Annotated in this window: 25 protein-coding genes; 12 read left to right on the top strand and 13 right to left on the bottom strand. The window is 70.5% G+C overall.

The annotated features are described in order from the left end of the window. The first annotated feature begins 161 nt into the window (after nt 1–161). Nucleotides 162–2,672 carry a helix-turn-helix transcriptional regulator gene (locus tag A3CQ_RS0110635; protein ID WP_020510919.1) on the top strand — a complete coding sequence of 837 codons (2,511 nt, stop codon included), beginning with the start codon at nt 162–164 and terminating at the stop codon, nt 2,670–2,672. Between the two features lie 56 nt (nt 2,673–2,728). Here the strand turns inward: A3CQ_RS0110635 and A3CQ_RS0110630 are convergent, their stop codons facing one another. Beyond that, nucleotides 2,729–3,289: a hypothetical protein gene (locus tag A3CQ_RS0110630; RefSeq protein WP_157295651.1), complete on the bottom strand. Its 561-nt coding sequence runs from the start codon at nt 3,287–3,289 to the stop codon at nt 2,729–2,731. Nucleotides 3,290–3,548: 259 nt separating this feature from the next. On the opposite strand from A3CQ_RS0110630, the gene A3CQ_RS0110625 reads away from it, so the two are divergent. Beyond that, nucleotides 3,549–4,784, top strand: a complete 1,236-nt coding sequence (locus tag A3CQ_RS0110625) for a L,D-transpeptidase (RefSeq protein WP_020510917.1) — start codon at nt 3,549–3,551, stop codon at nt 4,782–4,784. Nucleotides 4,785–4,795: 11 nt separating this feature from the next. Here A3CQ_RS0110625 and A3CQ_RS0110620 read toward each other — a convergent pair whose 3' ends face one another. Next, a complete protein-coding gene (locus A3CQ_RS0110620) occupies nt 4,796–4,996 on the bottom strand; it encodes a DUF6186 family protein (RefSeq protein WP_020510916.1) in 201 nt (66 codons plus the stop codon). Then, entirely contained in the window at nt 4,993–5,382 is a 390-nt protein-coding gene (locus A3CQ_RS0110615) for a hypothetical protein (protein ID WP_020510915.1), read from the bottom strand. Before A3CQ_RS0110615 ends, A3CQ_RS0110620 begins: the two co-directional genes overlap by 4 nt. Nucleotides 5,383–5,501: 119 nt before the next feature. Here A3CQ_RS0110615 and A3CQ_RS0110610 point away from each other — a divergent pair, with 119 nt between their 5' ends. Continuing rightward, entirely contained in the window at nt 5,502–5,912 is a 411-nt protein-coding gene (locus tag A3CQ_RS0110610; protein ID WP_020510914.1) for a hypothetical protein, read from the top strand. Between the two features lie 4 nt (nt 5,913–5,916). Here A3CQ_RS0110610 and A3CQ_RS0110605 read toward each other — a convergent pair whose 3' ends face one another. Genes A3CQ_RS0110605 through A3CQ_RS0110595 form a run of 3 tightly spaced genes read right to left on the bottom strand, consistent with a single transcriptional unit; the run spans nt 5,917 to nt 8,400 of the window. After that, nucleotides 5,917–6,321 carry a nitroreductase/quinone reductase family protein gene (locus tag A3CQ_RS0110605; RefSeq protein ID WP_020510913.1) on the bottom strand — a complete coding sequence of 135 codons (405 nt, stop codon included), beginning with the start codon at nt 6,319–6,321 and terminating at the stop codon, nt 5,917–5,919. Nucleotides 6,322–6,334: 13 nt separating this feature from the next. After that, the gene (locus A3CQ_RS0110600; protein WP_020510912.1) at nt 6,335–7,912 is read right to left on the bottom strand and encodes a glycoside hydrolase family 13 protein; all 1,578 of its coding nucleotides are present in this window, start codon (nt 7,910–7,912) and stop codon (nt 6,335–6,337) included. Next, nucleotides 7,909–8,400 (bottom strand): MarR family winged helix-turn-helix transcriptional regulator, encoded by a 492-nt coding sequence (locus A3CQ_RS0110595; RefSeq protein ID WP_040432148.1) that lies wholly within the window; start codon nt 8,398–8,400, stop codon nt 7,909–7,911. Before A3CQ_RS0110595 ends, A3CQ_RS0110600 begins: the two co-directional genes overlap by 4 nt. 84 nt (nt 8,401–8,484) lie before the next feature. Here A3CQ_RS0110595 and A3CQ_RS0110590 point away from each other — a divergent pair, with 84 nt between their 5' ends. Beyond that, nucleotides 8,485–9,060: an NADPH-dependent F420 reductase gene (locus A3CQ_RS0110590; RefSeq protein WP_020510910.1), complete on the top strand. Its 576-nt coding sequence runs from the start codon at nt 8,485–8,487 to the stop codon at nt 9,058–9,060. 1 nt (nt 9,061) lies between these two features. On the opposite strand, the gene A3CQ_RS0110585 is transcribed toward A3CQ_RS0110590, so the two are convergent. The 3 genes from A3CQ_RS0110585 to A3CQ_RS60650 all read right to left on the bottom strand — a co-directional run bounded on the left by A3CQ_RS0110585 (nt 9,062) and on the right by A3CQ_RS60650 (nt 10,838). Beyond that, a complete protein-coding gene (locus tag A3CQ_RS0110585; protein ID WP_020510909.1) occupies nt 9,062–9,997 on the bottom strand; it encodes a DUF6910 family protein in 936 nt (311 codons plus the stop codon). Next, nucleotides 9,964–10,506 (bottom strand): GNAT family N-acetyltransferase, encoded by a 543-nt coding sequence (locus A3CQ_RS52290; protein ID WP_157295648.1) that lies wholly within the window; start codon nt 10,504–10,506, stop codon nt 9,964–9,966. The genes A3CQ_RS0110585 and A3CQ_RS52290 overlap by 34 nt, the downstream gene beginning before the upstream one ends. 86 nt (nt 10,507–10,592) lie before the next feature. Continuing rightward, on the bottom strand, nt 10,593–10,838 hold the full coding sequence (locus A3CQ_RS60650; protein ID WP_169516268.1) for a hypothetical protein: 246 nt from the start codon (nt 10,836–10,838) through the stop codon (nt 10,593–10,595). A 378-nt stretch (nt 10,839–11,216) separates the two neighbouring features. Between A3CQ_RS60650 and A3CQ_RS0110570 the strand changes: the two genes are divergently transcribed. From A3CQ_RS0110570 to A3CQ_RS0110555, 4 genes are all read left to right on the top strand, one after another. Continuing rightward, the gene (locus A3CQ_RS0110570) at nt 11,217–12,302 is read left to right on the top strand and encodes a helix-turn-helix domain-containing protein (protein ID WP_026205535.1); all 1,086 of its coding nucleotides are present in this window, start codon (nt 11,217–11,219) and stop codon (nt 12,300–12,302) included. Nucleotides 12,303–12,304: 2 nt separating this feature from the next. Further along, nucleotides 12,305–13,447 (top strand): hypothetical protein, encoded by a 1,143-nt coding sequence (locus A3CQ_RS52285; protein WP_020510905.1) that lies wholly within the window; start codon nt 12,305–12,307, stop codon nt 13,445–13,447. 165 nt (nt 13,448–13,612) lie between these two features. Beyond that, nucleotides 13,613–15,079: a family 43 glycosylhydrolase gene (locus A3CQ_RS0110560; protein ID WP_020510904.1), complete on the top strand. Its 1,467-nt coding sequence runs from the start codon at nt 13,613–13,615 to the stop codon at nt 15,077–15,079. Nucleotides 15,080–15,284: 205 nt separating this feature from the next. After that, a complete protein-coding gene (locus tag A3CQ_RS0110555; RefSeq protein WP_040432143.1) occupies nt 15,285–15,662 on the top strand; it encodes a nitroreductase family deazaflavin-dependent oxidoreductase in 378 nt (125 codons plus the stop codon). Here A3CQ_RS0110555 and A3CQ_RS52280 read toward each other — a convergent pair. Further along, on the bottom strand, nt 15,634–15,822 hold the full coding sequence (locus A3CQ_RS52280; protein WP_157295646.1) for a DUF5999 family protein: 189 nt from the start codon (nt 15,820–15,822) through the stop codon (nt 15,634–15,636). The two genes, A3CQ_RS0110555 and A3CQ_RS52280, sit on opposite strands and share 29 nt — an antisense overlap. Before the next feature lie 94 nt (nt 15,823–15,916). Between A3CQ_RS52280 and A3CQ_RS0110545 the strand changes: the two genes are divergently transcribed. Then, on the top strand, nt 15,917–16,561 hold the full coding sequence (locus A3CQ_RS0110545) for a response regulator (protein ID WP_370657607.1): 645 nt from the start codon (nt 15,917–15,919) through the stop codon (nt 16,559–16,561). A gap of 5 nt (nt 16,562–16,566) precedes the next feature. Here A3CQ_RS0110545 and A3CQ_RS52275 read toward each other — a convergent pair whose 3' ends face one another. Then, nucleotides 16,567–18,831 carry a putative bifunctional diguanylate cyclase/phosphodiesterase gene (locus A3CQ_RS52275; RefSeq protein ID WP_020510900.1) on the bottom strand — a complete coding sequence of 755 codons (2,265 nt, stop codon included), beginning with the start codon at nt 18,829–18,831 and terminating at the stop codon, nt 16,567–16,569. Between the two features lie 76 nt (nt 18,832–18,907). On the opposite strand from A3CQ_RS52275, the gene A3CQ_RS0110535 reads away from it, so the two are divergent. Together A3CQ_RS0110535 and A3CQ_RS0110530 are read left to right on the top strand one after the other, a co-directional pair. Further along, nucleotides 18,908–19,510 (top strand): TetR/AcrR family transcriptional regulator, encoded by a 603-nt coding sequence (locus A3CQ_RS0110535; RefSeq protein ID WP_157295643.1) that lies wholly within the window; start codon nt 18,908–18,910, stop codon nt 19,508–19,510. Then, nucleotides 19,507–19,905 (top strand): hypothetical protein, encoded by a 399-nt coding sequence (locus tag A3CQ_RS0110530; protein ID WP_020510898.1) that lies wholly within the window; start codon nt 19,507–19,509, stop codon nt 19,903–19,905. Before A3CQ_RS0110535 ends, A3CQ_RS0110530 begins: the two co-directional genes overlap by 4 nt. A 3-nt stretch (nt 19,906–19,908) precedes the next feature. On the opposite strand, the gene A3CQ_RS0110525 is transcribed toward A3CQ_RS0110530, so the two are convergent. Next, nucleotides 19,909–20,439 carry a hypothetical protein gene (locus tag A3CQ_RS0110525; RefSeq protein ID WP_211216522.1) on the bottom strand — a complete coding sequence of 177 codons (531 nt, stop codon included), beginning with the start codon at nt 20,437–20,439 and terminating at the stop codon, nt 19,909–19,911. Nucleotides 20,440–20,525: 86 nt separating this feature from the next. Between A3CQ_RS0110525 and A3CQ_RS0110520 the strand changes: the two genes are divergently transcribed. Continuing rightward, on the top strand, nt 20,526–23,453 hold the full coding sequence (locus A3CQ_RS0110520; protein WP_020510896.1) for an Ig-like domain-containing protein: 2,928 nt from the start codon (nt 20,526–20,528) through the stop codon (nt 23,451–23,453). Here the strand turns inward: A3CQ_RS0110520 and A3CQ_RS0110515 are convergent. Next, on the bottom strand, nt 23,353–24,096 hold the full coding sequence (locus A3CQ_RS0110515; RefSeq protein ID WP_026205533.1) for a hypothetical protein: 744 nt from the start codon (nt 24,094–24,096) through the stop codon (nt 23,353–23,355). The two genes, A3CQ_RS0110520 and A3CQ_RS0110515, sit on opposite strands and share 101 nt — an antisense overlap. Between the last annotated feature and the right edge of the window lie 39 nt (nt 24,097–24,135).

Raw genomic sequence — 24,135 nt, 5'->3', positions numbered from 1 at the left:
CGCGGTAATCCGCCGCCGAGAACAGATCCCGGGCCACCCCTTTTGCCGTGTCGCCGGGTAGGCCGGAGGTTGCACCATGCGTACCGTCACGTCACCACCCCGATCCCTCCCGCGTCGCGGCACGAATTGGTCGTAGCCGACAGAGGTGGAGGCGGCACGGGATGCGTCACTGGCCGTTCGAGGGACGAGAACCGGAGCTCGGCGTGGTGCGCGACGCCTTCGCCGGCTCGGCGGTGAACGCCGTGCTGCTGCTCGGCGCCGCCGGTGTGGGCAAGACGCGACTGGCCCGGGAGGCGCTCTGCGGCCTGCGCGGCCGCACGGAATGGATCACGGCGACCCGCGCGGCGGCGAGCATTCCGTTCGGCGCGCTGGCCCATCTGCTGCCCGAGGAACCCCCGCCGCCGGTCACGCCGGTCGGCCTGGTCCGCATGATCAGCTCGCGGGTGGCCCGGTGGGGTGGGCGGCCGGCCGTAGCCATCGGCGTGGACGACGCGCACCTGCTGGACGACGGCTCGAGCGCGGTCATCGCCGGGCTGGTCCGGGCGCGGTCGGCGTTCGCCGTCCTCACGGTGCGGGGGAACGAGATGGCCGACTGCCTGGCCCGGCTGATCCAGGACGGCGAGGCGTCGGTCCTGGAGCTGTCCCCATTGCCGGACGCGGTGATCGACCGGTTGATCGACCACGACACGGCCGGCGCGATCGGGGTCGCCGAGCGGCGCCGGCTGCACACGGTCGCCCGGGGGAACCCGCTGGCTCTGCGCGAGTTGTTGCACGGTGCGCTGCCGGGCGGGCTGACCGACCTGGTGGCGTCCCGGCTGGACCGGCTCGCCCCCGGCACCCGTCGGGCGGTCGAGATGGTGGCCTGCGGCGAGCCGGTCCCGCTCGGCTTCCTCGAGCGGGTGGCCGGCCCGGCCGCGGTCGCCGCCGCCGAGGAGAGCGGTCTGGTGGTGTGCGAGCCGGCCGGCGCCCGGATCGAGGCCCGCCTCGATCATCCCGTGTTCGGCGAGGTCATGCGCGCGCGGATGCCCGCCGCACGGTCCCGGCAGGTGTACCGCGAGCTGGCCGGGCAGCTGCTGAGCACGCCGCTGCGCCGGCACGACGACCCGCTGCGGGCCGCGCTCTGGCAGGTGGAGTCCGGCCTGATCGTGCGGCCCGATCTCGTCCGGGCCGGCGCCCGGCTGGCCATCGGGCGGGCCGGGCTGGTGCTGGCCGAGCGCCTGGCCCGGGCCGCCCGCGACGCCGATCCCAGCGCGGCGGCCGACTGGCTGCTGGCCGAGATCCTGGAGTACCAGGGGCGCAGCGACGAGGCCGCCGCCCTGCTGCCGGCGGCGCCGCCACCCGCGGAGGCGGAGCGGGTTCGCTGGGCGGTCGCCCGCGCGGACTGGCTCTACTGGGCCTGCGGCGATCTGGCCGCCGCCCTCGACACGCTGGACGCCGCGCGGGGGCACTCCACGATCGAGGGCGCCCGCGCGTTCCTCCTCTGCTTCGCCGGTCGCTGCGCGGACGCGGTCGCGACGGCGTACGGCGTGCTCGACCGCGCGGACAGCCATCCGCAGGGCCTGGTGTGGGCCGCCGCGTCGGCCACGGCATCGCTCGGCTTTCTCGGCCGGGTCGACGAGGCCGAGGCGCTTCGCCGGCGGGGGAACGCGATCGCCGTAGCGCACGCCGGCGCCCTGCCCTGGGGGAAGTTCCAGATCGAGCTCGGCGCGTGCCTGGCTCACCTGGCCGGTGGGCATCCCGCGATCGCGGCCGGCATCGCGGCGGACGGGTACCGTGCCGCCCTGGGCGGCGGGGCGCCCATGATGGTCAGCGGCTGGGCGCTATACGGCGGCATCGTCGCCGCCACGCGGGGCGACGTGAACCGCGCCGAGTCGCTGCTGACCGAGGCCCTGGCCGGGTTCGACCGCAACGACACGTTCCGCCTGCGCCGCTGCTGCCTGGCCGCGCTGGCGTGGGTCCACGCCCTGCGCGGGGACCACGAGACCGCGGCCGACCGGCTGGCCCGGTCGGACAAGCTCGACAACGGCACCAATCAGCTGTTCGCCCCCTGGATCGGCACCTGGCGGGCCTGGGTCGCCCACGCGGGCGGCGACACCGCCGGTGCGGCCGAGCTGGCCGCCGGTGCCGCCGATCGGGCCGAGGCGGCGGCGATGCCGGTGGTGGCGGCGATGGCCCGCCTCGACGCCGTGCGCCTCGGCGGCCGGGCGCCTTCCTTTGATTCGGCACCGGCCGGCGCCGCGCACACGGCCACGTGCGCTCTGGCCGAGGGAGACCCGGCCGCCCTCCTCCGGGCCGCCGACGTGCTCGGCGATCGGGGCTACCGGCTGCACGCCGCCGAGTTGGCCACGGTCGCCGGTGGCATCCTCCGCCGCGCCGGGCGCCGGGGCCAGGCCGGCATCGTCGCCGCCAAGGTGGCGGCGCTGCGCGCCTCGTGCCCGGGCGCCCGTACACCCCTGCTGGCCCAGGACGATCTCCAAGAGCTGCTGACTCCGCGCGAGTGGCAGGTCGCCCTGCTCGCGGGCCGGCACAGCAGCAAGGACATCGCCGGACGGCTGGGCCTGGCCGTGCCCACTGTGAACAACACCCTCGCCCGCGCCTACGTCAAGCTCGGCGTCACCCGGCGCGATCAGCTGCGCGACCTGCTCGACATCGGCCGTCGTACGGACTCGTGACGGCGGCAGTCGCATGCCGGCTCGCATGCGACTGCCACTTTGTCCCCGGGCGTTGGTCACAGGCAGTAGTAGGGGTAGCACGGGTCGTCGGGCGGATCGACCGGCGGCGCCTCCACGAAGATGATGCGGAAGTGCGTCTGATTGCGGATCAGTGCGCCGCTGTTGCCCCCGTTGTAGTTCGCGGTGACGGTCCAGATCTCACCGGGGACTCCGGCTCCACGGGAGAAGTTCCGCTCGTTGGCGACACAGTTCGACCCGGCCTTGTTGCCGAACAGCGTGAACTGCGTGCCGGTGTTGCTGCGGACGTCCCAGCTCGGGATGGAGTCCCGCAGCAGCCCGTTGCCGCCGAGCCGGAAGAACACCGTGAAGGTCTGGCCGTTGGAGTTGCCGAAGTTCTGGTAGTCGTCGGCGGGCCGGTCGGCCGCGTCGTCCTCGTACCGGATGCTCCACGGCGACTGGTCGGTCTTGTAGACGTGGGCCTTGGTCTGGCACGATGCCGCGGACGCCGGCGTGGCGGTCGTGGCCACGGCGACGCCGGACAGCAACATCGCGGCGGTCGCACCAACCACCTTGGCCAGCAGCAACGGTCGACGGGTTCGCCCTTGCAGCAGTTTCATGGAAAACCTCCCCGTAGGTAGAGGGCGATTGCTGAACTGACGGTAGGAAGCGGCCACGCGACCCGACAGATCAGTCGAACTAACCCATGACGACCGCCGGCCCGAGGACCTCATCAGTCGCGCCACCCCGGCCTCGACGGCGGTGAATCTTGGGACTCGGCGAAAAGATCGACTCGGCATGCAACTTTTCCGGCCCCAGCCACGTCATGTCATTTGCGGCCATGATGGTGTCGGCCGGACCCCCTCGATTGCGAGAACCATGATTGAGCGACGCAAGGTCATCATCGGATCACTGGGCGCTGCCGCCACGCTGGCGACCGTCGGTGGTTCCGCGTCGGGTTCGGCGAGCGCCGGAACCGCCGCCGCGGCGGGCCGGGAGGAGAAGGGCGGCGCCCCGGTCGTGCCGGTCGCGCCGGTCCGGCTGAGTGTGACCCCGGGCAGCGGGGCGACCGCGGTGTCCCCGGCGACTCCGATCGTGGTCGCCGTCCAGTCCGGCGAGCTGCGGACGGTCGCCGTCACCTCCGGCGGCACGGTCGTCAGCGGTTCCGTGCAGGCCGACGGGACCTGGCGCTCCACCGGCAACCTGGCCTACGGCAAGACGTACCGGGTGATCGTGACGGCCGCCGACAGCTCGGGGGTGGCGACGGAGAAGACGTCCAGCTTCAGCACGGCGAAACCGCAGCACCTGGTCGAGGCGACCTTCCGGGCCAACGGGATGAGCTCGATCAAGAAGGGCCACGCGTACGGCGCCGGCCAGCCGGTGATCATCGCCTTCAGCCGCGCCGTCAACAAGGCGGCGGCGGAGAAGGCCATCCAGATCACGACGTCGCCGGCCGTCAAGGGCAAGTTCTACTGGCCGGACGGCAAGACCGTTCACTGGCGACCGGCCAAGTACTGGAGCGGCGGTACGTCGATCACGGTGGACGTCAACATGTTCGGCGTCCGGCTCGGCAACGGCGTGTACGGCGGGAAGAACGCGTCCACCCGCTTCACCGTCGGGCGTCAGCTGATCGCGATCACCGACAACAAGGCGCATCTGACCAAGGTCTACATCGACGGCAAGCTCGTCCGGACGATGAAGTGCAGCCTCGGCAAGGGCGGCTCGACCACCGGCTCCAACGGCGAGCACATCAGCTACTGGACGACGGGCGGACCGCACGTCGTGCTGTCCAAGGAGCGGGTGCACAGCATGAGCTCGGCCAGCTACGGCATCACCGACCCGAACGACCCGAACTACTACGGGGCCGAGGACATCGAGTACTGCACCCGGATCACCTACTCCGGCGAGTTCCTGCACGCGGCCCCGTGGAACCATTCGCTGGGCCGGGCGAACCTGTCGCACGGCTGCGTCAACCTGAGCGTCTCCGACGCCAAGTGGGTCTACGAGAACTTCGTGATCGGCGACGTGGTCGACATCCGGAACAGCCCGCGGCCACTGCAGATCTGGAACGGGATCGGCGACTGGACGGTCCCCTTCGACAACTACGGCCACTGACCGGCCTGGCGCTATCGGGCCAGGAAATGCCAGCCCAGCCAGAGCCAGGCGCCGAGGATGAGAACGCGCCCGGCTCGCGGGCGCAGTGCCGCGGCCAGCGTGGCGGACAGCGGCCGTACGCCCGATCCCGCCCGCCGCGCGAACAGGTCGGCCGCGACCACGAGACCCAGGATCGTGGCGAAGCACGCGATGATCGCGGCGCGCGGCGTCATCGGCTCACCAGCCACAGTCCGGCGCCGATCCAGAGCAGATAACCGAGCACCCGGCCCGGGTAGGTGCTCAGCGCCGGATCCGCGAGCGTGCTCAGCGTCGGGTGTGCGGCATCGTCCGGGCCGAGCCGGACGCCGAGCTCGAACGCCCCGGCCAGCACGCCCAGGCCCAGCCACAAGGCCACCGACCGCCGGCCGACCGGCTCCGCCCGCCGCGGCCGACGAAACACGCCGACCCCGGACAGCGGAACTCCGGCGACGAGAACGGCGCCGAGCGCGACACCGGTCAGGGGCCGGCACAAGGCCGCCACCAGCGCATACGCAACGACGGCGACAATCACCGCGAAGCGCCGCCACCCACCGGCCGCGCCCTGACGTGCCGAATCCACCCGGGCATTGTCTCCCCCGGCGACCGCGAGCGCGTCACTGCCACCAAGGGGTTGACGGTAGACCGACCGTTCTATCTAATGAGTAGACCAGTCGTTCTATCTACCAGCCGGAGGAAGTCATGACACTCTTGGACCCGAACGCCCTGGCCGACCGGTACGTCACGATGTGGGTCGAGCCCGACCCGGCAATGCGCCGCAAAATCATCGAGGAGCTTTGGGCTCCGGACGGCGTCCACCTGCTGGAACCCCCGGAGGAGGCCCGCGCCGCCGCCGACCGTCTGGGCGTGGGCGTGATCTTCGAGGCGGCGGGGCACGACGCGATCGAGCGGCGCGTGACCGCGGCGTACGACGACTTCGTCGCCGGGCAGGGGTTCACGTTCCGGTCCCCGGGCGACGCGCGCCGCATTCGGGACACGGTCATGTTCCGGTGGGAGTCGGTGCAGAAGGGCGAGGTCGTCGGCGGCGGCACCGAGTTCCTGATCCTCGACGCCGGCGGCCGCATCGCCGCCGATCACATGTTCCCGGGCTGACGCCTCAGGCGCCGGCCCGGGTCAGCGCGACGACCGGGATCTCGCGGCCGGCCTTGGCCTCGTGGTCGGCGAAGAAGGGGTAGGCCGCCTTGATCCCGGTCCACGCGCGGGCGTAGTCGTCGCCGGCCAGCGGGGTGGCGGTGGCGGCGTAGGACTCGTCGCCGATCTCGACGGTCACCTCGGGGTGCGCGGCGAGGTTCCGGTACCAGTCGGGGTCCTTCGGGGCGCCGGAGTTGGAGGCGATCACCAGGACGCGGTCGCCGTCGCGGTGGAACATCATCGGCGTGGTGTGCGTGCCGCCGGTGCGGGCGCCCGTGGTGGTCAGCAGCAGGAGGCGGTCGCGGTGCATGCCGTCGATCTCGCCGCCGGCGCGGAACTGGGTGATGACGCGGTTGTTGACCTCGTTCATGTCCACCCGCGCATTATGCGCGTCGGGGCCGGAACCAGGCGGCCGCCTCTCCGGGCAGCGATCCCTCGATCGGGGCGCTCGCGAGCAGCAGTTCCGCGCCCTCGACCGCCGCGGGCAGGGGCACCGGCGACGGGCCGGTGTTGACCACACAAACAACCCCTTTGGGCGTACGCCGGAAGCACAGCACCGAGTCGTCGTCGGCGGCCAGCCATTCGAGGCCGCCGTCGCCGAGATGCTCGCGACGCAGGGCCAGTGCGTCCCGGTAGAGCGACAGCATCGAGCCGGGTTCGGGCGTCTCGGCCTCGACCGTCTGGCGGGCCCACTCGGCGGGCTGCGGGAGCCAGGGCGGTGCGGCCGCGCCGGGCGGGCTGAAACCGAACGGCGGGGATGTTCCGGACCACGGGATCGGCACGCGGCACCCGTCCCGGCCGCGCTCTCTTCCCCCCGTACGCAGGAAATTGGGGTCTTGTCGTTTGTCGTCGGGAATGTCCCAGACCTCCTCGAGGCCCAGCTCCTCCCCCTGGTAGAGATAGGCGCCGCCGGGCAGGGCCAGCATCAGCAGCGCGGCGGCCCGGGCCCGGCGCTGCCCGGTCTCGCCGCCGCCGTAACGGCTCGGGTGCCGGACCACGTCGTGGTTGGAGAGCACCCAGGTGGCCGGGGCACCGACCGTGGCCAGGCCCGCGATGGTGTCGTCGATGGCCTTGCGGAACGCCGCGGCGTCCCAGGGCGCGACCAGGAATGCGAAGTTGAACGCCGTGTGCAGTTCGTCGGGGCGCAGGTAGAGCCCGAGGCGCGCGAAGTCGTAGACCCAGGCCTCGGCGACGGTGACCCGGTCGCCCGCGTACGCGTCGAGGACCCGCCGCCAGCCCCGCCAGATCTCGTGCACCTCGTCCTGGTCCCAGAACGGGTGGCCGGCCTGCGCGACGTGCACCGGAAGCTCGGGGTCGAGGCCCTCGGGCAGCTCGCGCAGGGACGGATCCTTGCGCAGGCCGTGCGCCACGTCGATGCGGAAGCCGTCCACGCCGCGGTCGAGCCAGAACCGCAGGATGCTCTCGAACTCGGCGACCACCTCGGGGTTTGTCCAGTCGAGGTCGGGCTGCTCGGCGTCGAAGAGGTGCAGGTACCACGAGCCGTCGGGGGCTTGGGTCCACGCGGAGCCGCCGAAGACGGACTGCCAGCCGTTGGGTTTCTCCCGGTCAGGCGCGTCGCGGAATATGTAGCGGGCGCGGGCCTCTTTGTCTCCGGCCAGCGCGGCCTGGAACCACGGATGCGCCGACGAGGTGTGGTTGGGCACGAGGTCGACCACGACGCGCAGGCCCAGGCGGTGCGCGGTGCCGATCAGCTCGTCGGCGTCGGCGAGGGTGCCGAACAGCGGCTCGACGTCGCGGTAGTCGGACACGTCGTAGCCGGCGTCGGCCTGCGGCGAGGGATAGAACGGGTTGAGCCAGATCGCGTCGACCCCGAGCCGGGCGAGGTACGGCAGGTGGGCGATCACGCCGGGCAGGTCGCCGACGCCGTCGCCGTCCGAGTCGGCGAAGCTGCGCGGGTAGACCTGGTAGATCACCGCGTCCCGCCACCAGGGTCCGTTCATCGGTCGTACCTCTCGTAGATCTCCGAACGGGCGCCGTCCGGGTCGAGCCGGTGCAGGATCGCGTCGGCGATCGCGCCCAGCTGGGTCACCTGCTCCGGGGTGAGCGCGTCGATCACGTACTCCCGGACGGTGTCGACGTGGCCCGGCGCGCTCTCCTCCACCTTCTCCCAGCCGGCCTCGGTGAGCCGGGCGTTCGTCGCCCGCCGGTCCTCGGGACAGGGGAAACGCTCGATCAGGCCGCGGCCCTCCAGCCGCTGCACCACGTGCGAGAGGCGGGCGAGGGTCGAGGCGGTCTGCTCGGCCAGGGCGGTCATCCGTAGCGTGCGGCCGGGCGCCTCGGAGAGCATGGCCAGCACGAAGTAGTCGAAGTGCGTCAGTCCGGCGTCGCGCCGCAGCTGGGCGTCGAGCGCCGCGGGCAGCAGCTCCAGCACGGCGGCCATCCGCACCCAGGCCGCCATCTCCCCCCGGTCGAGCCATCGCGTATTCACGATCACATTCTGACAGGGCAATTGGTTGTTGCTACAACCTGGCTTGTCTGCGATAGTTGTTGCTACAACCAATTGGAGGTCATCATGGCGCACATCAGCATCATCGGCACCGGCACGATGGGCCAGGCGATCGCCGGCCTCGCCGCCAAGGGCGGGCACACCGTCGAGCAGCTCAACACGTCGAGCGGCGATCAGCCGGTGACCGGCGAGATCGTGGTGCTCGCGGTTCCCCACTCGTCGCTCGCCTCGGTGCTGGCCTCGCGGGCGGACCAGCTCGCCGGCAAGGTCGTCGTCGACCTGACCAACCCGATCGACTTCACCACCTTCGACGGGCTGACCGTGCCCGCCGACAGTTCCGCGGCCGCCGAGATCGCCGCCGCGCTGCCGTCGGCGCGGGTCGTGAAGGCGTTCAACACGAACTTCGGCGCCACGCTGGCGTCCGGGAGCATCGGCGAGGGCACGACGACGGTCCTCATCGCGGGCGACGACGCCGACGCGAAGGCGCTGCTCAGCGACGTCGTCACCGCGGGCGGGCTCAAGGCGGTGGACGCGGGATCGCTGAAGCGGGCTCGGGAGCTGGAGGCGTTCGCGCTGCTGCAGATCACGCTGGCGGCGCGGGAGCAGATCTCGTGGACCGGCGGTTTCGCCGTCACCGCGTGAGTTACCAGTAAACCCGGAGCGTCAGCTGCTCCGAGGGGGCGGTCGGGTCGTCGGCGTCGGTGACCGCTACGACCCGTACGCCGTTTTTTGTCGACTCCTTGATCGCGAGCCCTTCGATCTTGGGCGGCGTCTTGTCCGGATTTTTCGGGATTTCGGCAAGGTCGCGGACGCTGCCGTCTTCGCCGTCGTCGTCCTCCTCCAGGAGGGCGAGGGCGGCGGCCACGATCGGCCCGTCGTCGATCGCGTTGGGCGTGTCCTCGGCGACGGCGCTGACCAGGACGCGATTGCCCTCGACGGCGATCGCGTCGGTCACCGCGAGCGCGACGCCGTCAACGGTGCCGAGGTCGTACCTTTGTGTCGCTTTAATGGTTATATCTTTGGTCCGGCCCATCACCGCGGCCAGCAGATCGTCCAGCTCGACGTCGGCGCAGACCGTCGGCGCGCCGGCGGCCACGTTGGCCCGCTGAAACCACCGCAGCCGGTCGCCGACCACGCAGGCGCCCTCAAGATTCAGCTGGTCGACCTGAAGCCCCATCGCCTCCGCCACCGCGTGATAGACCGCCGTGAGATCCGCGATCTTCGCCCACGGGGACCCGGCCGCATCCAGGCGCAGCAGCGACGCCCTCATCCGCGCCGGCGACGACCCCGAGCCCAACAGCAATGCCGCCTCGACGCCGCCCACGGTCACCGCACAGGCCGCCTCGAAATCCGGCTTCAGATGCTTGGTGCCGGCGACCTCGCTGAACACCTCGAGCCCGTCGATCGCCTCCACCACCCGAACCGGCGTGACGAGCCCGCCCCGAAGCCAGGCCGCATGCGTGGCGTCATCCTGCGCCACCAGCCATCCCCCACCGAACGCCACGATCGCCGAGGCGGCCCGCACGGGCGTCCCGTCGGGAAAGCTCAGTGCGTACGTCTCCTCCACGACCACCCGCATGGAGTCATCATCGCCCAGACTCCCAGGCGTTTGACGAAGACCAGACACGGTTCCTCTAGGCGCACGGTCCGGCCGCCGTCGACGACGCGCTCCACATAGGTGGTCAGGACGCCCTTGCGCCACGCGCGATATCGCTGCCGGCGGTACAGCTTGATGGCCCGCTTGTTCTCCGGGTGGACCGCGAGCGCGACGCGGCGATGACCCTGGTCGGACAGGCGCTGTTCCGCGTCCCGGAGCAGCCGCCGGCCGATACCGGACCCTCGATGCTCCTGGCGCACCTTGAAGTGCTGGAGAAGGGGAACGCCCGGCAGACCGTCCCGCAGTTCCGGCTCCTCGGCCGGCTCCAGGCGGAGAAAGATGCGGCCGACGAAGACGTCGTTCAGGAAGGCGAAGAGCAGGATCCCCCGGCCGTTGCCGAGGTGGTCGAGGAAGTAATGCCGATCGTCCTTGTCCTCGACGAGAGTGCGGACATCGTCGTCCGAGGCAGTTCGAATCAGCAGGTCCCCCACCACAGGCCTCCCCGGCTCGCCTTGGGTGATCGTGCCGCTACGCGGCGCTGCTGTCGATGGGCGGAGCGACAGCAGCGCGGGGGACCTCAGCGATTCAGCAGACCGATCACGGTCACCGTCGCCACGAGCATCGTCGTGACGTAGAGCGCCATGGGCCGGGACTCGGTGAAATTGTGGATGATCTTGAAGGTGACGAGGACGAACGCTCCGGCGATGGAGAGAACGGCGACCAGGGCGAGCCATTCAGCCACCGCGACCCCTACCGCGTGCAGGTAGGCCGTGTCGCCGATTGGAGGGATTGCTTCGGAGAGGGAAGGCAATAAGGTCTTCATGGGTGGGCCTTTCTGCATCGACTGTCAGCGGGACCGCCCCATCTCAGCGGCGCCTCCGGCCGGGGCAACGGCCTGGGGCGCCCTGTCGTCGGTGGCGCACGCGGCGCCCATGCGCTCAGCGGATTCGGCCGGCCCATCGCGGACCCCCCTACACGTCGATCCAGGCTCTACACCACGATCTACCTGTAGTAGTAGTACAAGCACTGTAAGTTAGTGGAGTTCTTCAGGGCAACGGCAGGAGAAAAGTGGAACCTGAAGGACTGCCGCGGCGAGTTTCACTCATGCCACGGCGTGCCTGCTACACGCCTTTCCGCCACCTGGCAGACTGCGATATACCGGTTCAGTTGTAGTACAGTGAATTTTTCTGGAGGTGCCGGAGTGCCCGCTGCCACCAACCACGGCCGAGCGTTGGCCGAGCGACTTCGCAAACTGCGCAAGTCGAGGTGGCCGGATGTCTCCATCACCCAGGCCGAGCTGGCCGAGGCGTTGAGCGGGCGGAAAAAGGCGAGTGTCCAGCTGATCTCGTCGTGGGAGCGCACCTCCGACCCGACGCCCCCACCGGAGGACAGGCTCAACGCCATCCTGACGTTCTTCAGCACCCGGCGTTCGATCTCGACGCGGCCCTACCGGCTGATCAGCGAACAAGATCTGACGGCGGACGAGGCGGCGGCGCGGGCCGAGCTCGAGGCCGAGCTGTTCTCCCTGCGTTCGGCGGCCGTCAGCAACGGGGAGGCCCCGGAGATAGAGGTGGCGACGTCACCCCCTAGCATCGTCGGCCGTGGCCCGTGGCACTACAAGGTGGGACCCGTCGTGATCGTCTGCGCCGAGCGCGGCGGTGAGACACCCCCCGCGACCAACGATCCGGATCGGCCAAAACTCTCCCGCTTCGCCGACCTCGACTCCCTCATGGAGTTGCACGGGCATATCCGCGCGGTCAATCCCGATCTGAACGTCCGGTTCGTCGGCGCCTCCGAGATGGTGGAGGACGACTGGACCGCCCACGTCGTGCTGCTCGGCGGCATCGACTGGAACGAGGCGACCCAGGAAGCCATGCGACTGACCCCGGTGCCGGTACGTCAAGTTTCGGACGACGCCGATCCGAGTCGCGGTTGCTTCGAGGTCGTTGACGAGGGGGAAACGCAGCCGTTCGTACCTGAGTTCGAAGATCGCGGAGGTGGCCGAGTCTTGGTCCAGGACGTCGGTCATTTTTTCCGGGCGCCGAATCCCATGAACCGGGAACGCACAATTACCGTATGCAACGGCATGTACGGTAGCGGAGTGTACGGAGCCGTGCGCACCCTTACGCATGACGTCTTCCGCGAGAAGAACTCCGACTATCTCGCGCAGCGATTCCGCGGCGACACCTTCAGCCTGCTGTTCCGGGTCCAGGTGCTGAACGGCGTCGCGACGACCCCCGACTGGACGGACCCGGAAACCGTGCTGCACACCTGGCCGGAGGCGTAGGCGTGCTCGTGTACGAGCCGGCCGTCGAGGCCAAGGATCTCCACCACGGGTCACACGCGGAGCTGCTGAAGGACGAGGAGCTGTCGGACGAGGATGGGGCACCGCCATCCCGCCTGGACGCGATCATTGTGCCGACAGCGCGGCCGGTCCGGGCCCTCCGTCACGCCATGCGCTTGGGCAAGGCGATCGACTGCCCGGTGATCGCCCTGTGTAGCCGGGACGCCTCGGCCGAGCAGGCGCGAGATCTCGCCGATGAGGAGGGTGCGCGCGCGCTGGCGGTGAACGTCGCCCCGTCGACCGCGAGCCTGCTGCCGTCGTTCGCCACCGACCGCCTGCTGTGGGCGCGAGGGTTCGGCAGCGGCAGCGACCTCAGCCTGAAGCGCAACCTCGGGCTCGTCCTGGCGCGCGGATCGAACTGGCGGAGGGTGCTGTTCCTGGACGACGACATCCACGTCAACGAGCCCAAGACGCTGCACCGCGCGGCCGGGCTTGTCGATCGCTACCGCGCTGTCGGCCTGGCCAACCGCGGGTTCAAGGACAACTCTGTGGTCTGTCACGCCTACCGAGCGCTCGGCGGCAGGCAGGAAACGTTCATCGGTGGCGGCGCGATGATCGTTGACGCGCTCCGGACCAGGTCGTTCTATCCGAACGTCTACAACGAGGACTGGCTGTTCCTGATCGGTGACGGCGTTCCGTTCCGCGCCGCGCGGGCTGGGTCCATGCGCCAGCGCGAGTTCGACCCGTTCGTCAATCCCGCGCGGGCCGCCGCCGAAGAGTTCGGCGACACCCTCGCCGAGGGGCTTTTCTGGTTGCTCGACACCGGCAAGCGCATGGACAGCGCGGGGAACGGCTTCTGGGGAGACTTCCTCTTCCAGCGCCGCACGTTCATCGAGCTGCTCATCGCGAAGCTCGGGGACAAACCCGAGCACGAGCGGATGCGGCTCTCGCTCAAGGCAGCACGCGGTCGCAGCGCGGACGTTACCCACTGGCTCTGCCAGACCTTCCTGGAGCTGTGGAAGACGGATCTCGACGAGTGGTGCCGCTTCCTCGAGGACTGGGTGCCTGTCCACCGTGACGGGAGCCCGGAGAAGATCCTGCACGGGTTCGGGGTGGCCGGCTGCGTGCTGGCGTCCAAGGCGTACTGACCGAAACCTTTTCGGCTTTGGTTTCGGGAAATGGTCTGATTGACGAATTCACATGCGCTGGTATGGTCCTGAAAAGGTTTTCGCAACCTGCTCGGAACCAATGACCGCCGGGTGCCTCCCCACCCCCGTCGGTTCCAACCTCCCGTCCCCCTCGGAGGCAGCAGCATGTCCAAACCTCGATTCCTGCGCAGGACAACGGCCGTCCTCGCCACCCTCGCTCTCGTCATCCTCGTCCAGCCGGGCCGGGCCGACGCCGCGGCCAGCACGATCGCCAACACCGCGAACGGGCTCTGCGTGACCGTCCCGGGCGGCGCCAACACGGCGGCGCTCCAGCTGACCCAGGCGGCCTGCGGGCAGTCGTTCACCTTCACGCTCGTCGCCGGCAGCTCCGACACGTACACCATCACGACGCCTTCCGGCGCCAACTGCATCGACGTGTACGGGGTCAGCACCGCGGACAACGCGCAGATCATCCAGTGGCCCTGCAATGGTCAGAACAACCAACGATTCCAGTTGCGGCCGGTCGGCACGGGAACGTACAACCTCGCCGCCGTCCACTCGGGAAAGTGCATCGCGCCGGCCGGGGACTCGGCGGCGGCCAACACCGGGCTCGTTCAGCTGCCCTGCACCACGGCCGCCTCGCGGGTCTGGCGCGCCACCCCGGGCGGTGGCGGTGGTACTACCAAAACCTTTACGAACCCGCTGAAGGTACAAGGGCCTGACCCTTGGCTGACCTACTACAACGGCTTCTACTACCTGGCCACGACCACCTGGAACAACAAGATCACGATGCGCAAGTCGGCGACGCTGGGCGGGCTCGCGTCGGCGACCGATCAGACCATTTTCACGCTGACCCGGCCGAACGGCGCCGGCACCATGTGGGCGCCCGAGTTCCACCTGCTCACCGGGCCGAACGGGCAGCGCTGGTACCTGTACTACGTGGCCGGTCAGGAGCCGTACAACCTGGGCACGCAGCGCATCCACGTGCTCGAGTCGTCCGGGACCGATCCGATGGGGCCGTACACGTTCAAGGCCGACCTTCTCGACCCGACGCAGAACAACACGTGGGAGCTGGACCCGAGCATCCTGCAGCTCAACGGCAAGCTGTACCTGCTCGGCACGTTCTACAACGGCTCGCAGCCCAATTTCATCCGCGAGCTGTCCAACCCGTGGACCACGGCCGGGACCCGGCACCTGCTGTCCACGCCGACCTACAGCTGGGAGACGGTCGGCGGCGCCGTCAACGAGGGCGCCGAGGTCCTACAGCACGGTGGTAAGACGTTCATCGTGTTCTCCGCCTCGCACTGCTCCACGCCCGACTACAAGCTGGGCATCCTCATCTGGAACGGCGGCGACCCGCTCAACTCGTCGTCCTGGGTGAAGTCGTCCACGCCGGTCTTCCAGCGCAACAACGCGGCCGGCGTCTACGGCCCGGGCCACAACGGGTTCTTCAAGTCGCCGGACGGCACCGAGGACTGGATCGTCTACCATGCGACGACCAACTCGGCCGGCAACTGCGACCTGAACCGATCGACCCGCGCCCAGAAGTTCACCTGGAACGCCGACGGAACCCCGAACTTCGGCACCCCGGTGGGCCTCGGCGTGACCCTGACGGCACCGTCCGGCGAGTAATTCGCGGTCCGGGTGCGGCCCAAATGTCTCGCGTACGCGCAATGATCTCTTGAACGCGCAAAGATTGAGCACAGTCACGGCGAGACGGCCGCACCCGGCCATACACAGCGAGGAGATCGCGTTGGGGTTCCAGACCACCCGCGGGGGGACGCGAGGCGCCCGTCAGCCGCGAGGAAAGCTGCTGAGCTGGGCAAACAAGATGACCATGAACAAGATCCGCCGCTCGGGCGAGGGCAGCAACATGCTGATCCTCAGCACGGTCGGCCGCAAGTCCGGCGAGCCCCGGCAGACGCCCGTCCGCTGGTTCCCCGGCGGGGAGGGCTCCTGGCTGATCGTGGCCTCGGCGAACGGCGCCGCCGGCAACCCGGCCTGGTACTTCAACCTCGCCGCGCAGCCCGAGGTGACCATCGAGGTCCAAGGACGCACGGTGCAGGTCATCGCGACCCAGCTGGCGGGCGCGGAGCGTGAGGCGGCCTGGGCCCGGATCACCGCCGCCTCGCCGCAGTTCGCGGGCTACGAGCGCAAGACCGACCGCGAGATGCCGGTGCTGCGGCTCACGCCGCGAGAGCCGGGAGCCGCCTAGGCCGGCTCGGCAGTGGGATGACATTGGTGACGGCGCGGTCGAGAACGATCGCGCCGTTGCAGAGCATGGTCCAGCCGAGGTCGGCGTGCCGGACGAGAACGCACGCCGTCTCCCAGCCGGGCTGATCGACCGGCGGGCACTGCGGGTGATGCGTACACATGCTCATAGCCTCGCGAAAAGCGCCGTGCGGCACATCGAGGCCAACCCGACTCCGCACTACCGGCTAGCCGGTATTTAATGCTGGGGTGATCGGGCTGCGGGTGGTGCTGGCGGAGGACGACGTCCTGCTGCGGGAGGGGCTGGCGAGCCTTCTCGACCGGTCGGGACTGGTCGTGCTCGGTCAGGCCGGCACCGGCGCCGAGCTGCTCGAACTGGCCCGCCGCCACAAGCCCGACCTCGTGGTGTCCGACGTGCGCATGCCGCCGACACACACCACCGAGGGGCTCGAGGCCGCCCGCCAGCTGCGTAAGGAGCTGCCCGACACGGGAATCCTCGTCCTTTCCGCGTACGCCGATGTCGAGCAGGCCATGGAGCTGCTGGCGGGCGGCCGCCGGATCGGCTACCTGTTGAAGAGCCGGGTCACCGACGTCGCCGAGTTCCTGGCCGCCCTGCAGCGGATCGCCGACGGCGGCTCGGTGATCGATCCCGGCGTCGTGGCCGAGCTGGTCAGCGCCCGCCGCCGCAACGATCCGCTCGCCGCGCTCAGCGCCCGCGAGCGCGAGGTGCTGTCCCAGATGGCCGAGGGCCAGTCCAACGCGGGCATCGCCCGGCGGCTGTTCATCACCGAGGGCACGGTCGAGAAGCACGTGCGCGCGGTGCTGACCAAGCTGGCGCTTCCGGACACGGACGACCATCACCGGCGAGTGCTGGCCGTTCTTGCGTTCCTCGAGGCGCGCTAGGACCGCTAGGCGGCGCTCGTGACCGCTTCGGGGTTCCACTCGGGAGAGACGGCGATCATCCGGCTGATCTCGTCGGCGGCGACCGGAACGGTGAACAGGTAGCCCTGGGCGGCGTCGCAGCCCAGGTCGCGCAGCTTGGCCAGGGTCGGCTCGTCCTCGACGCCCTCGGCGATCACGTGCAGGCGCAGGGCGCGGGCCAGGGCGAGCATCGCGTGCACGACGCCCTCGCGGGCCGGGTCGTCGGCGATGCCGGTGACGAAGCTGCGATCGATCTTGAGGGCGTCCCAGTGGCGGTCGGCCAGGCGCGACACCGAGGAGTAGCCGGTGCCGAAGTCGTCGACGGCGACGGCCACGCCGTTCCGGCGCAGCTCGGCCAGGGTGCCGGTGAGCACGGCCTCGTCGACCAGGGCGGTCTCGGTGACCTCCAGGATCAGCGCGGAGGCGGGTGCGTCGTGTGCAGCCAGCGCGGCCAGCACCGAGGGCACCAGCCGGCCGTCGGTGAGCTGCCGGGGCGACACGTTCACGGCGACCGTGGGCCGCCAGCCGAACTCGGCCAGCCAGCCGTCCTGCGCCGCCAGCACCTGGTCGAGGACCCGCTCGAAGAGCTGGCCGATCACCCCGTGCGTCTCGGCGTGCGGCACGAACTCGTCCGGCGGCAGCAGCCCGCGCTCCGGGTGCTGCCAGCGCACGAGCGCCTCCAGCGCGTAGAGCCGCCCGCTGACCAGGTCGATCTCCGGGTGGTAGAAGGCGACCAGCTCGTCGTTGGCCAGGGCGTGCCGCAGCTCGGTGTCGAGCCGCAGGCGGGCGCTGGCCTCGGCCGCGTACCGGTCGTCGAAGCGCTCGGCCCGGCCGCGGCCACCGGTCTTCGCCTGGTACATCGCGGTGTCGGCGTCGCGCAGCAGCGCGTCGGGGTCGGCGCGGAAGTCGTCGGTCGTACGCACGCCGACCGAAACCGACGGGAAGAGCTCGATTCCGTCGATCATGATCGGTTCGGTGAACGTGGTGACCAGTCGCTCGGCGACCGCGTCGGTGTCCTCGTCGGTGGCGCCGGGCATGAGGATGACGAACTCGTCGCCGCCGAGCCGGAAGACCAGGTCGTGGTTGTCGCGGACGGTGGCGACGATCCGCTCGGCGATCGTGACCAGCATCCGGTCGCCGGCCGCGTGGCCGAGGCTGTCGTTGACGTCCTTGAAGCGGTCCAGATCGCAGAAGAGCAGCGCGACCTTGCTGCTGCCGTCGGCCGGGAGCTCGGCGAGCGCGAAGGTGAGCCGGCGCAGCAGCTCGGTGCGGTTCGGCAGGCCGGTCAGCCCGTCCTGGGTCGCGCGCCGGCCCATGTCGGACAGCGGTCGGCGGATGCGGATCGCGGCCAGGGTCGCCGAGATCAGCACCGCGAGGCCGACCAGCCGCGCCGGGCCGTTCGCGGTGAAGGCCGCGTACGCGTCGAAGGCCAGCACGCCGGCGATGACCACCAGGTAGCGGCGGACGCTGAGGATGTTGCTGGAGACGTGCAGCGGGACGTTGAGCTGGGGCATCTGCGGGTGCAGGGCGGCCGCGCCGAGCAGCAGCGGCATCAGCATCCAGCCGAAGTCCATCCAGCCGCCGCTCACGTACGTGCCGTTGAGGCTGGCCGCGGCGTAGTAGGCGTCCGGCAGGAACCAGGCGACCATGCCGGCCACCAGCAGCCGGGCCGGCATCTTGCGCATCTCCATGCTGAGCCCGGCGCGCAGGGCGCCGAACAGCACGATCAGCGTGCCGACCGGCGTGCCGACCGCGACCAGCACGGCGGCGAGCCCGTTGCCGCCGTCCTGAAGGATCGGGTTGATGATGTGGATCCAGTACTGCAGCGCGAGCGGGACGGTCAGGACCCCGGCCTCGAGCATGCTGTCCCGGCCGGCGTGGTGGCTGAGGCGCACCACGGCCGCTGCCGCGAGCAGGTGGGCGGCGATGTAGAGCACGTCGGCGACCGACGGGAACGGCGGCTCGGCGTGGAAGACGTCGTAGCCGGCGAAGATGATGTCCCCCATCGCCGACAGCGAGAGGGCCGCCGCCAGCATCGTCCAGGCCGGCCGATTGCGCGGCTTGTTCCGGGACAGGCCGACGACGGCCGCCACCGCGCCGCTGGTGTTCACGGCCGGGAAGATCCAGTTCGTGAGCTCGTTCTGCGGCAGCACGATGTACGCCACCGCGCACGCCGTTCCGGCCAGCAGAAACCACAGCCACGCGCGGCCTTGAGGCGGCGCGGGGGTCTGGTCACCGGGGTTCGCGGACATCAGACAGCCTCATCGGTTCCCGGTTCCGGAACTTTAACCCCTTCCAAAACTTGACCGTACGGTTTAAAGTTTGACCGTGCGGTCAGAAAAGGCGCTCACGCGAACCCAGCAGGCCCGTCGCCACGACATCGTCGCCGCGGCGATCACGGTGCTGACCGGGGAGGGTTTCGCCTCCGCCTCGATCGAGCGCATCGCGCGGGAGGCGGGGGCGAGCAAGGGCACGGTGCTCTACCACTTCAAGACCAAGGAGGCGGTGCACGAGGCGGTCGTCGAGCTGCTCTACGCGAACGGCGCGGCGTACATGACCGCACGCATCATGGCCGAAACGACCTATCGCGACCGTCTCCGCACGTACCTGTCCTCGAACCTTCGTTTCATCGCGGAAAACGCCGCCCATGTCCTGGCGGTGCAACGCATCCTGCAGAACACGACGGCCGCCATCGCCGTCCCGTCCGGCGTCGACCCGCTCCGCGACCTGCTCGCCGCCGGCCAGAAGAGCGACGAGTTCGGCGCCTTCGACCCCGAGGTCATGTCGCTGGCCATCCGCGCGGTCGTGGACGGCGCCGCCCACTACTTCCCCGCCCACCCCGACCTCGACGTCGACCACATCATCGCCGAGGCACAACAGATCTTCGAGAAGGCAACCGCAGCAGACCCCTTCAAGGAGCAAAAACCATGACTTCAACCCCGCTTTTCCGTACGCCGGACGCCGACTCCTACCGCATGGTGCGACGGCTCGTCATCGCCTACGCCGCGCTCAGCACGCTGACCGTCGCCGCGATCGTCCTGTTCGCCGCCGTGGACCCCGCGCTCATCAACTCCGAGGCCGTCGTCCGGGGCGTCATCGTCGCGGCCACGTCCTTCCTGAGCGTCGTCTTCGCCGCCCGCGCGTCCCGAGGCGACGCCCGCGCGCTGCTCCGCCTGCGCCTGGTGGTCGCGATCATCCTGGTGGCGATCGTCGCCGTCCTCCTGTTCGTCCCCCTGCCCACCTGGATGGTCATCGAACAGATCGCCTGCGGCGTCCTCCTCGCCGCCGTGGCCGCGGTGATCCTCCGTCCCACCCGCCGAGCCTGACGGCTAGGGCGCCTTGCCCTCCGGGTGCTCGCCCAGCGTGCCGCCGAGGTAGAAGGGCATCTCCTCGAGTGAGCTGCCCATCGAGCGCCGGATCGCGTTCAGCAGGTCGATGTGGGCGGCGGCCGCGGGGCGGGAGGCCTCGGTCAGGCCCGCGTCGTCGACCGGGTCGGTCACCGGGTCGCGGGCGGCCACCTTGGTCAGGAAGACGCCGACCGCCTTGGCGAACGCGTCCATCGCGCGGGCCACACTCAGCGGGGCCACCAGGGTGGCCGTGGTGAGCGCCACGCTCCAGGACGCCCAGTCCACATCGACCGGCGCGTGGTCCAGGTGGGCCCGGCGCAGGGCCATCATGAAACGGGCGTACTGGTTGAACAGCTCCTGGTACGCCTGCAGTTGACGGTCGCGCAGCCAGTGCCGCTCCTGGGCGCGGCGCGTGACGACCCCGCCGACCAGCACGCCGAGCGTGGCCGAGAGCGCGCCGCCGAGGGTGGTCACCAACACCGGCGCGAGGTCCATGACCGCGAAGTCTGGCACAAGATCCACAGTGGACAGGAAGACTCGCGGGCGAGTATGACTGACCCCGGAACCGAACACGGGGGGTCGCGATGCGGTCATGGGCTGTGAGCATTCTGCTCGCGAGCGTGGGCTTGGTCGCGCCGGCCGCGACCACGCCGGTCGTGAGCGTCAACTTCCAGCCGGCCTCGTCCGCGACCCCGTCCGGCTACGTCGCGGATACCGGCGCGGCCTACACCTCCGCCCGGGGCTTCGGGTGGGTGCGGCAGGACAACGGCGCCCCGCTCGATCTGACGCGCAACACCCGTGACCGGGCGCGGGCCGGCGTCGACCCCCGGCTCAACACGCTGATCCACCTGCAGTACGGCGACGTCGGCGGCACGAACGGCGTGGCCACCGCCGGCGCCTGGCAGTACGCGGCCGCCCCCGGCACCTACACGGTGACGGTCTCGGCCGGTGATCAGCCGCCCTACGACAGCGTGCACGTGGTGCGGGCCGAGGGGGTCACGGCGATCGACCACTTCCGGCCGGCCGCCGCGGCCGAGTTCGCGACGGGGACCGTGACCGTGCCGGTCGCCGACGGGCTGCTCACCGTCGACGCGATCGGCGGCACGAACACCAAGCTCAACTATCTGCAGATCAGCCGGGTGGTCTACGACTCGGCCGCTCCGCCCGCGCCGGGCGGCCTCGTGGCGCGGGCCGGCGACCATCAGGTGGCGCTCGGCTGGGCGGCGAGCACGAGCACCGACCTGCTCGGCTACCGCGTGTACCGCGACGGCGCGACGGTCACCGGGCCGGGCCTGGTCACCACCGCCGCGTTCACCGACACCACCGTGGCCAACGGCGTCCATACGTACGCGGTAAGTGCCGTCGACACCTCCGGCAACGAGTCCGCCCTCTCCGCGGCGGCCGGTGCGACCCCGGCCGCGTTCGCCGCGAAGGTGAACTTCGCCGACCAGGCGACCGCTCCCCCGGCCGGTTACCTCACCGACTACGGCCAGGCCTACGCCGACCGCGGCAACGGCCGGACCTACGGCTGGGTCTCGCTCAACGAGGGCACCCCGCTGAGCCTCGTCGGCAACGGGCGCAACCGTGGCACCGCGGCCAACGCCGACGTGCGCCTCGCGACCCTGATCCACACGCAGCTGCCGGCCGGGTCGGCGGGCGTGCACACGCCCGGCGCCTGGGAGCTCGCCGTGCCGGACGGGCTCTACACCGTCACCGCGGCGGTGGGCGACGCGGGCACGGCCGTCGACAGCGTGCACTACCTGAACATCGAGGACCAGAACGGCGTAGCCGCCTTCGCCCCCACCTCGACGGCCAGGCACGCCACCGCGACCAGGACGGTCACGGTCGCCGACGGAAAGCTGACGTTGAGCCCGCGGGCGGGGACGAACACGAAGTTCACCTATGTCGACGTGGCCAGCGTCCCGGCCGCCGCCGCCATCCCGTCGGTGCGCACCACCACTCCGGCCGACCTCGCGACCGGCGTCGAGCCGACCGCGAGCGTCGTGGCCGATCTGCGGCTGCCGTCCGGCGGGGTCGACCCGGCGTCGCTGAGCGCGAGCACGGTGCGTCTGACCCGGGTGCCGGACGGCGCGGCCGTCGACATCAACGTAATCACCAGCGGGGGCGGCGACGTCATCAACGCCTCGCCGCGGGCGCCGCTGGCCGAGCGCACGCTGTACCGCCTCGAGGTCACGAGCGGGGTCCGGGACGTGGCCGGCAACGCCTTCTCCCCGTACTCCATGGTCTTCAGCACGGGGAGCGCGAGCGGCGGCAGTGGCCCGGCCTTCACCAAGGTCGCCAGCGGCGCGGTGAGCGGGCAGTACACGAGTGTCGCGAAAGGACCGGACGGCCGCCTCTACGCGGCGACGCTGGACGGGCACCTGTACCGGTACCCGATCAACGCGGACGGCACGCTCGGCACGCCCACGGTGATCGACACCGTGCGGAGCCACGCGACCTCGGCCGGGCTGCCCGGCGCGCCCAACCGCACGATCATCGGGCTGGCCTTCGACCCGGCGTCGACGGCGGCCGCACCGATCCTGTGGATCAGCGACAACTACGAGTTCGTCGGCGCGTACGACGTGCCCGACTGGTCCAGCAAGATCGCCCGGCTGACCGGGCCGGATCTCGGGACGTACACCGAGGTCGTCACCAACCTGCCGCGCTCGGTGAAGGACCACGAGACGAACTCGCTGGCCTTCGGCCCGGACGGCGCGCTGTACTTCACGCAGGGCGCCAACAACGCGATGGGCGCTCCCGACTCGGCCTGGGGCAACCGTGCCGAGCACAAGCTCAACGCGGCCGTGCTCCGCCTCGACCCGGCCAGGCTGCCGGCCACGCTGCCGCTCGACGTGAAGACCTCCGACGGCGGCACCTACGATCCCGCGGCCGCCGGCGCCGCCCTGACCCTGTACGCGACCGGCGTGCGCAACGCCTACGACCTGGTCTGGCACCGCAACGGGCATCTGTACACGCCGACGAACGGGTCGGCGGCCGGTGGCAACACGCCGGCCTCGGCCACCTGCCCGGGCTACAGCGGGCCGGTCGTGCCGGCGATCACCGGGAACCCGCAGGCCGAGACCGACTACGTCTTCGACGTGAAGCCGGGCCGCTACTACGGCCACCCCAACCCGACCCGATGCCAGTGGGTGCTCGCCGGCGGAAACCCCACGGCCGCCGCCGACCCGTTCCAGGTGGACGCCTACCCCGTCGGCACGCTGCCGGACGCGAACCTCGACCTAGCCGGGATCTACGACGCCGGCCTGCACGCCTCCGCCGACGGCGCGATCGAGTACCGCGGCGGCGTGCTCGACGGCAAGCTGCTGGTGGTCCGCTACTCCGACGGGCAGGACATCGAGACCTTCGACGTGGCCGCCTCGGGCGCCCTGTCCAACCGCACGACCGGCATCACCGGGTTCACCGGCTTCAGCCAGCCCCTCGACCTGACCGAGGACACCGCCACCGGCAATCTCTACGTGACCGAACTGGGCGCGAGCCGCATAGCACTGCTACGTCCAGTCCCGTGACCGACGCTTCGGGTTCGTCACGTCGAGGAAGGCCCTCGACGGCGTAGCAGCCGACCCCGATGGCCAGCCACAGGAACGCGAACAGCCAGGGCGGCACGGCCAGGGTCGCGACATCCAACGCCAGGAACACAGCGCTGAGCACGGCGACGATCGAACCGGTGCGGCGCAACAGGCCACTCGTCCGCAGAGCCAGACTCGTCGACACTGTCGCCACCGCCGCGGCCCAGGTGCAGACGTAGCTTGCCGCGAGCGACCGGGTGTACGCATCGTTGTCGCCCAGGTGCGCCTCGGAGAATCCGATGGCGGCCAGGCGGAGAGCCAGCACTGCCACCACCGCAAGTACCGACACCACGACCGCGATCTGCGATGCCACCGCCAGACCGGCCGCCTGCCGCCGCAGGACGCGGTTCAGCTCGGCCAGCCCGGCCGAGATCACGATCACCACCACGGCGTACAGCACCCATTGCACTGCCCACCCGACGCGGATGGCGTCCATCTGTCCTTGGGTGAGGTCGGCGGCTTGGTCCACGCCCGAGCGCGACATGGTCGTCACCACCGCCGTCACCCACACCAGCGACAAGGCCGGCGACAACGCCAGCAACCAGCCGATCCGGCTGAGCCGGGACGGCGCTTCAGTATCCATGAGTGCCACGGTTGCCTCACTCAAGTCGGGTGGTGTCCA

The organism is Paractinoplanes globisporus DSM 43857 (assembly GCF_000379645.1).
GTDB classification, from domain to species: domain Bacteria; phylum Actinomycetota; class Actinomycetes; order Mycobacteriales; family Micromonosporaceae; genus Actinoplanes; species Actinoplanes globisporus.
The sequence above is the reverse complement of the archived record's forward strand: the minus strand, read 5'-3'. Positions and strand labels throughout refer to the sequence as shown.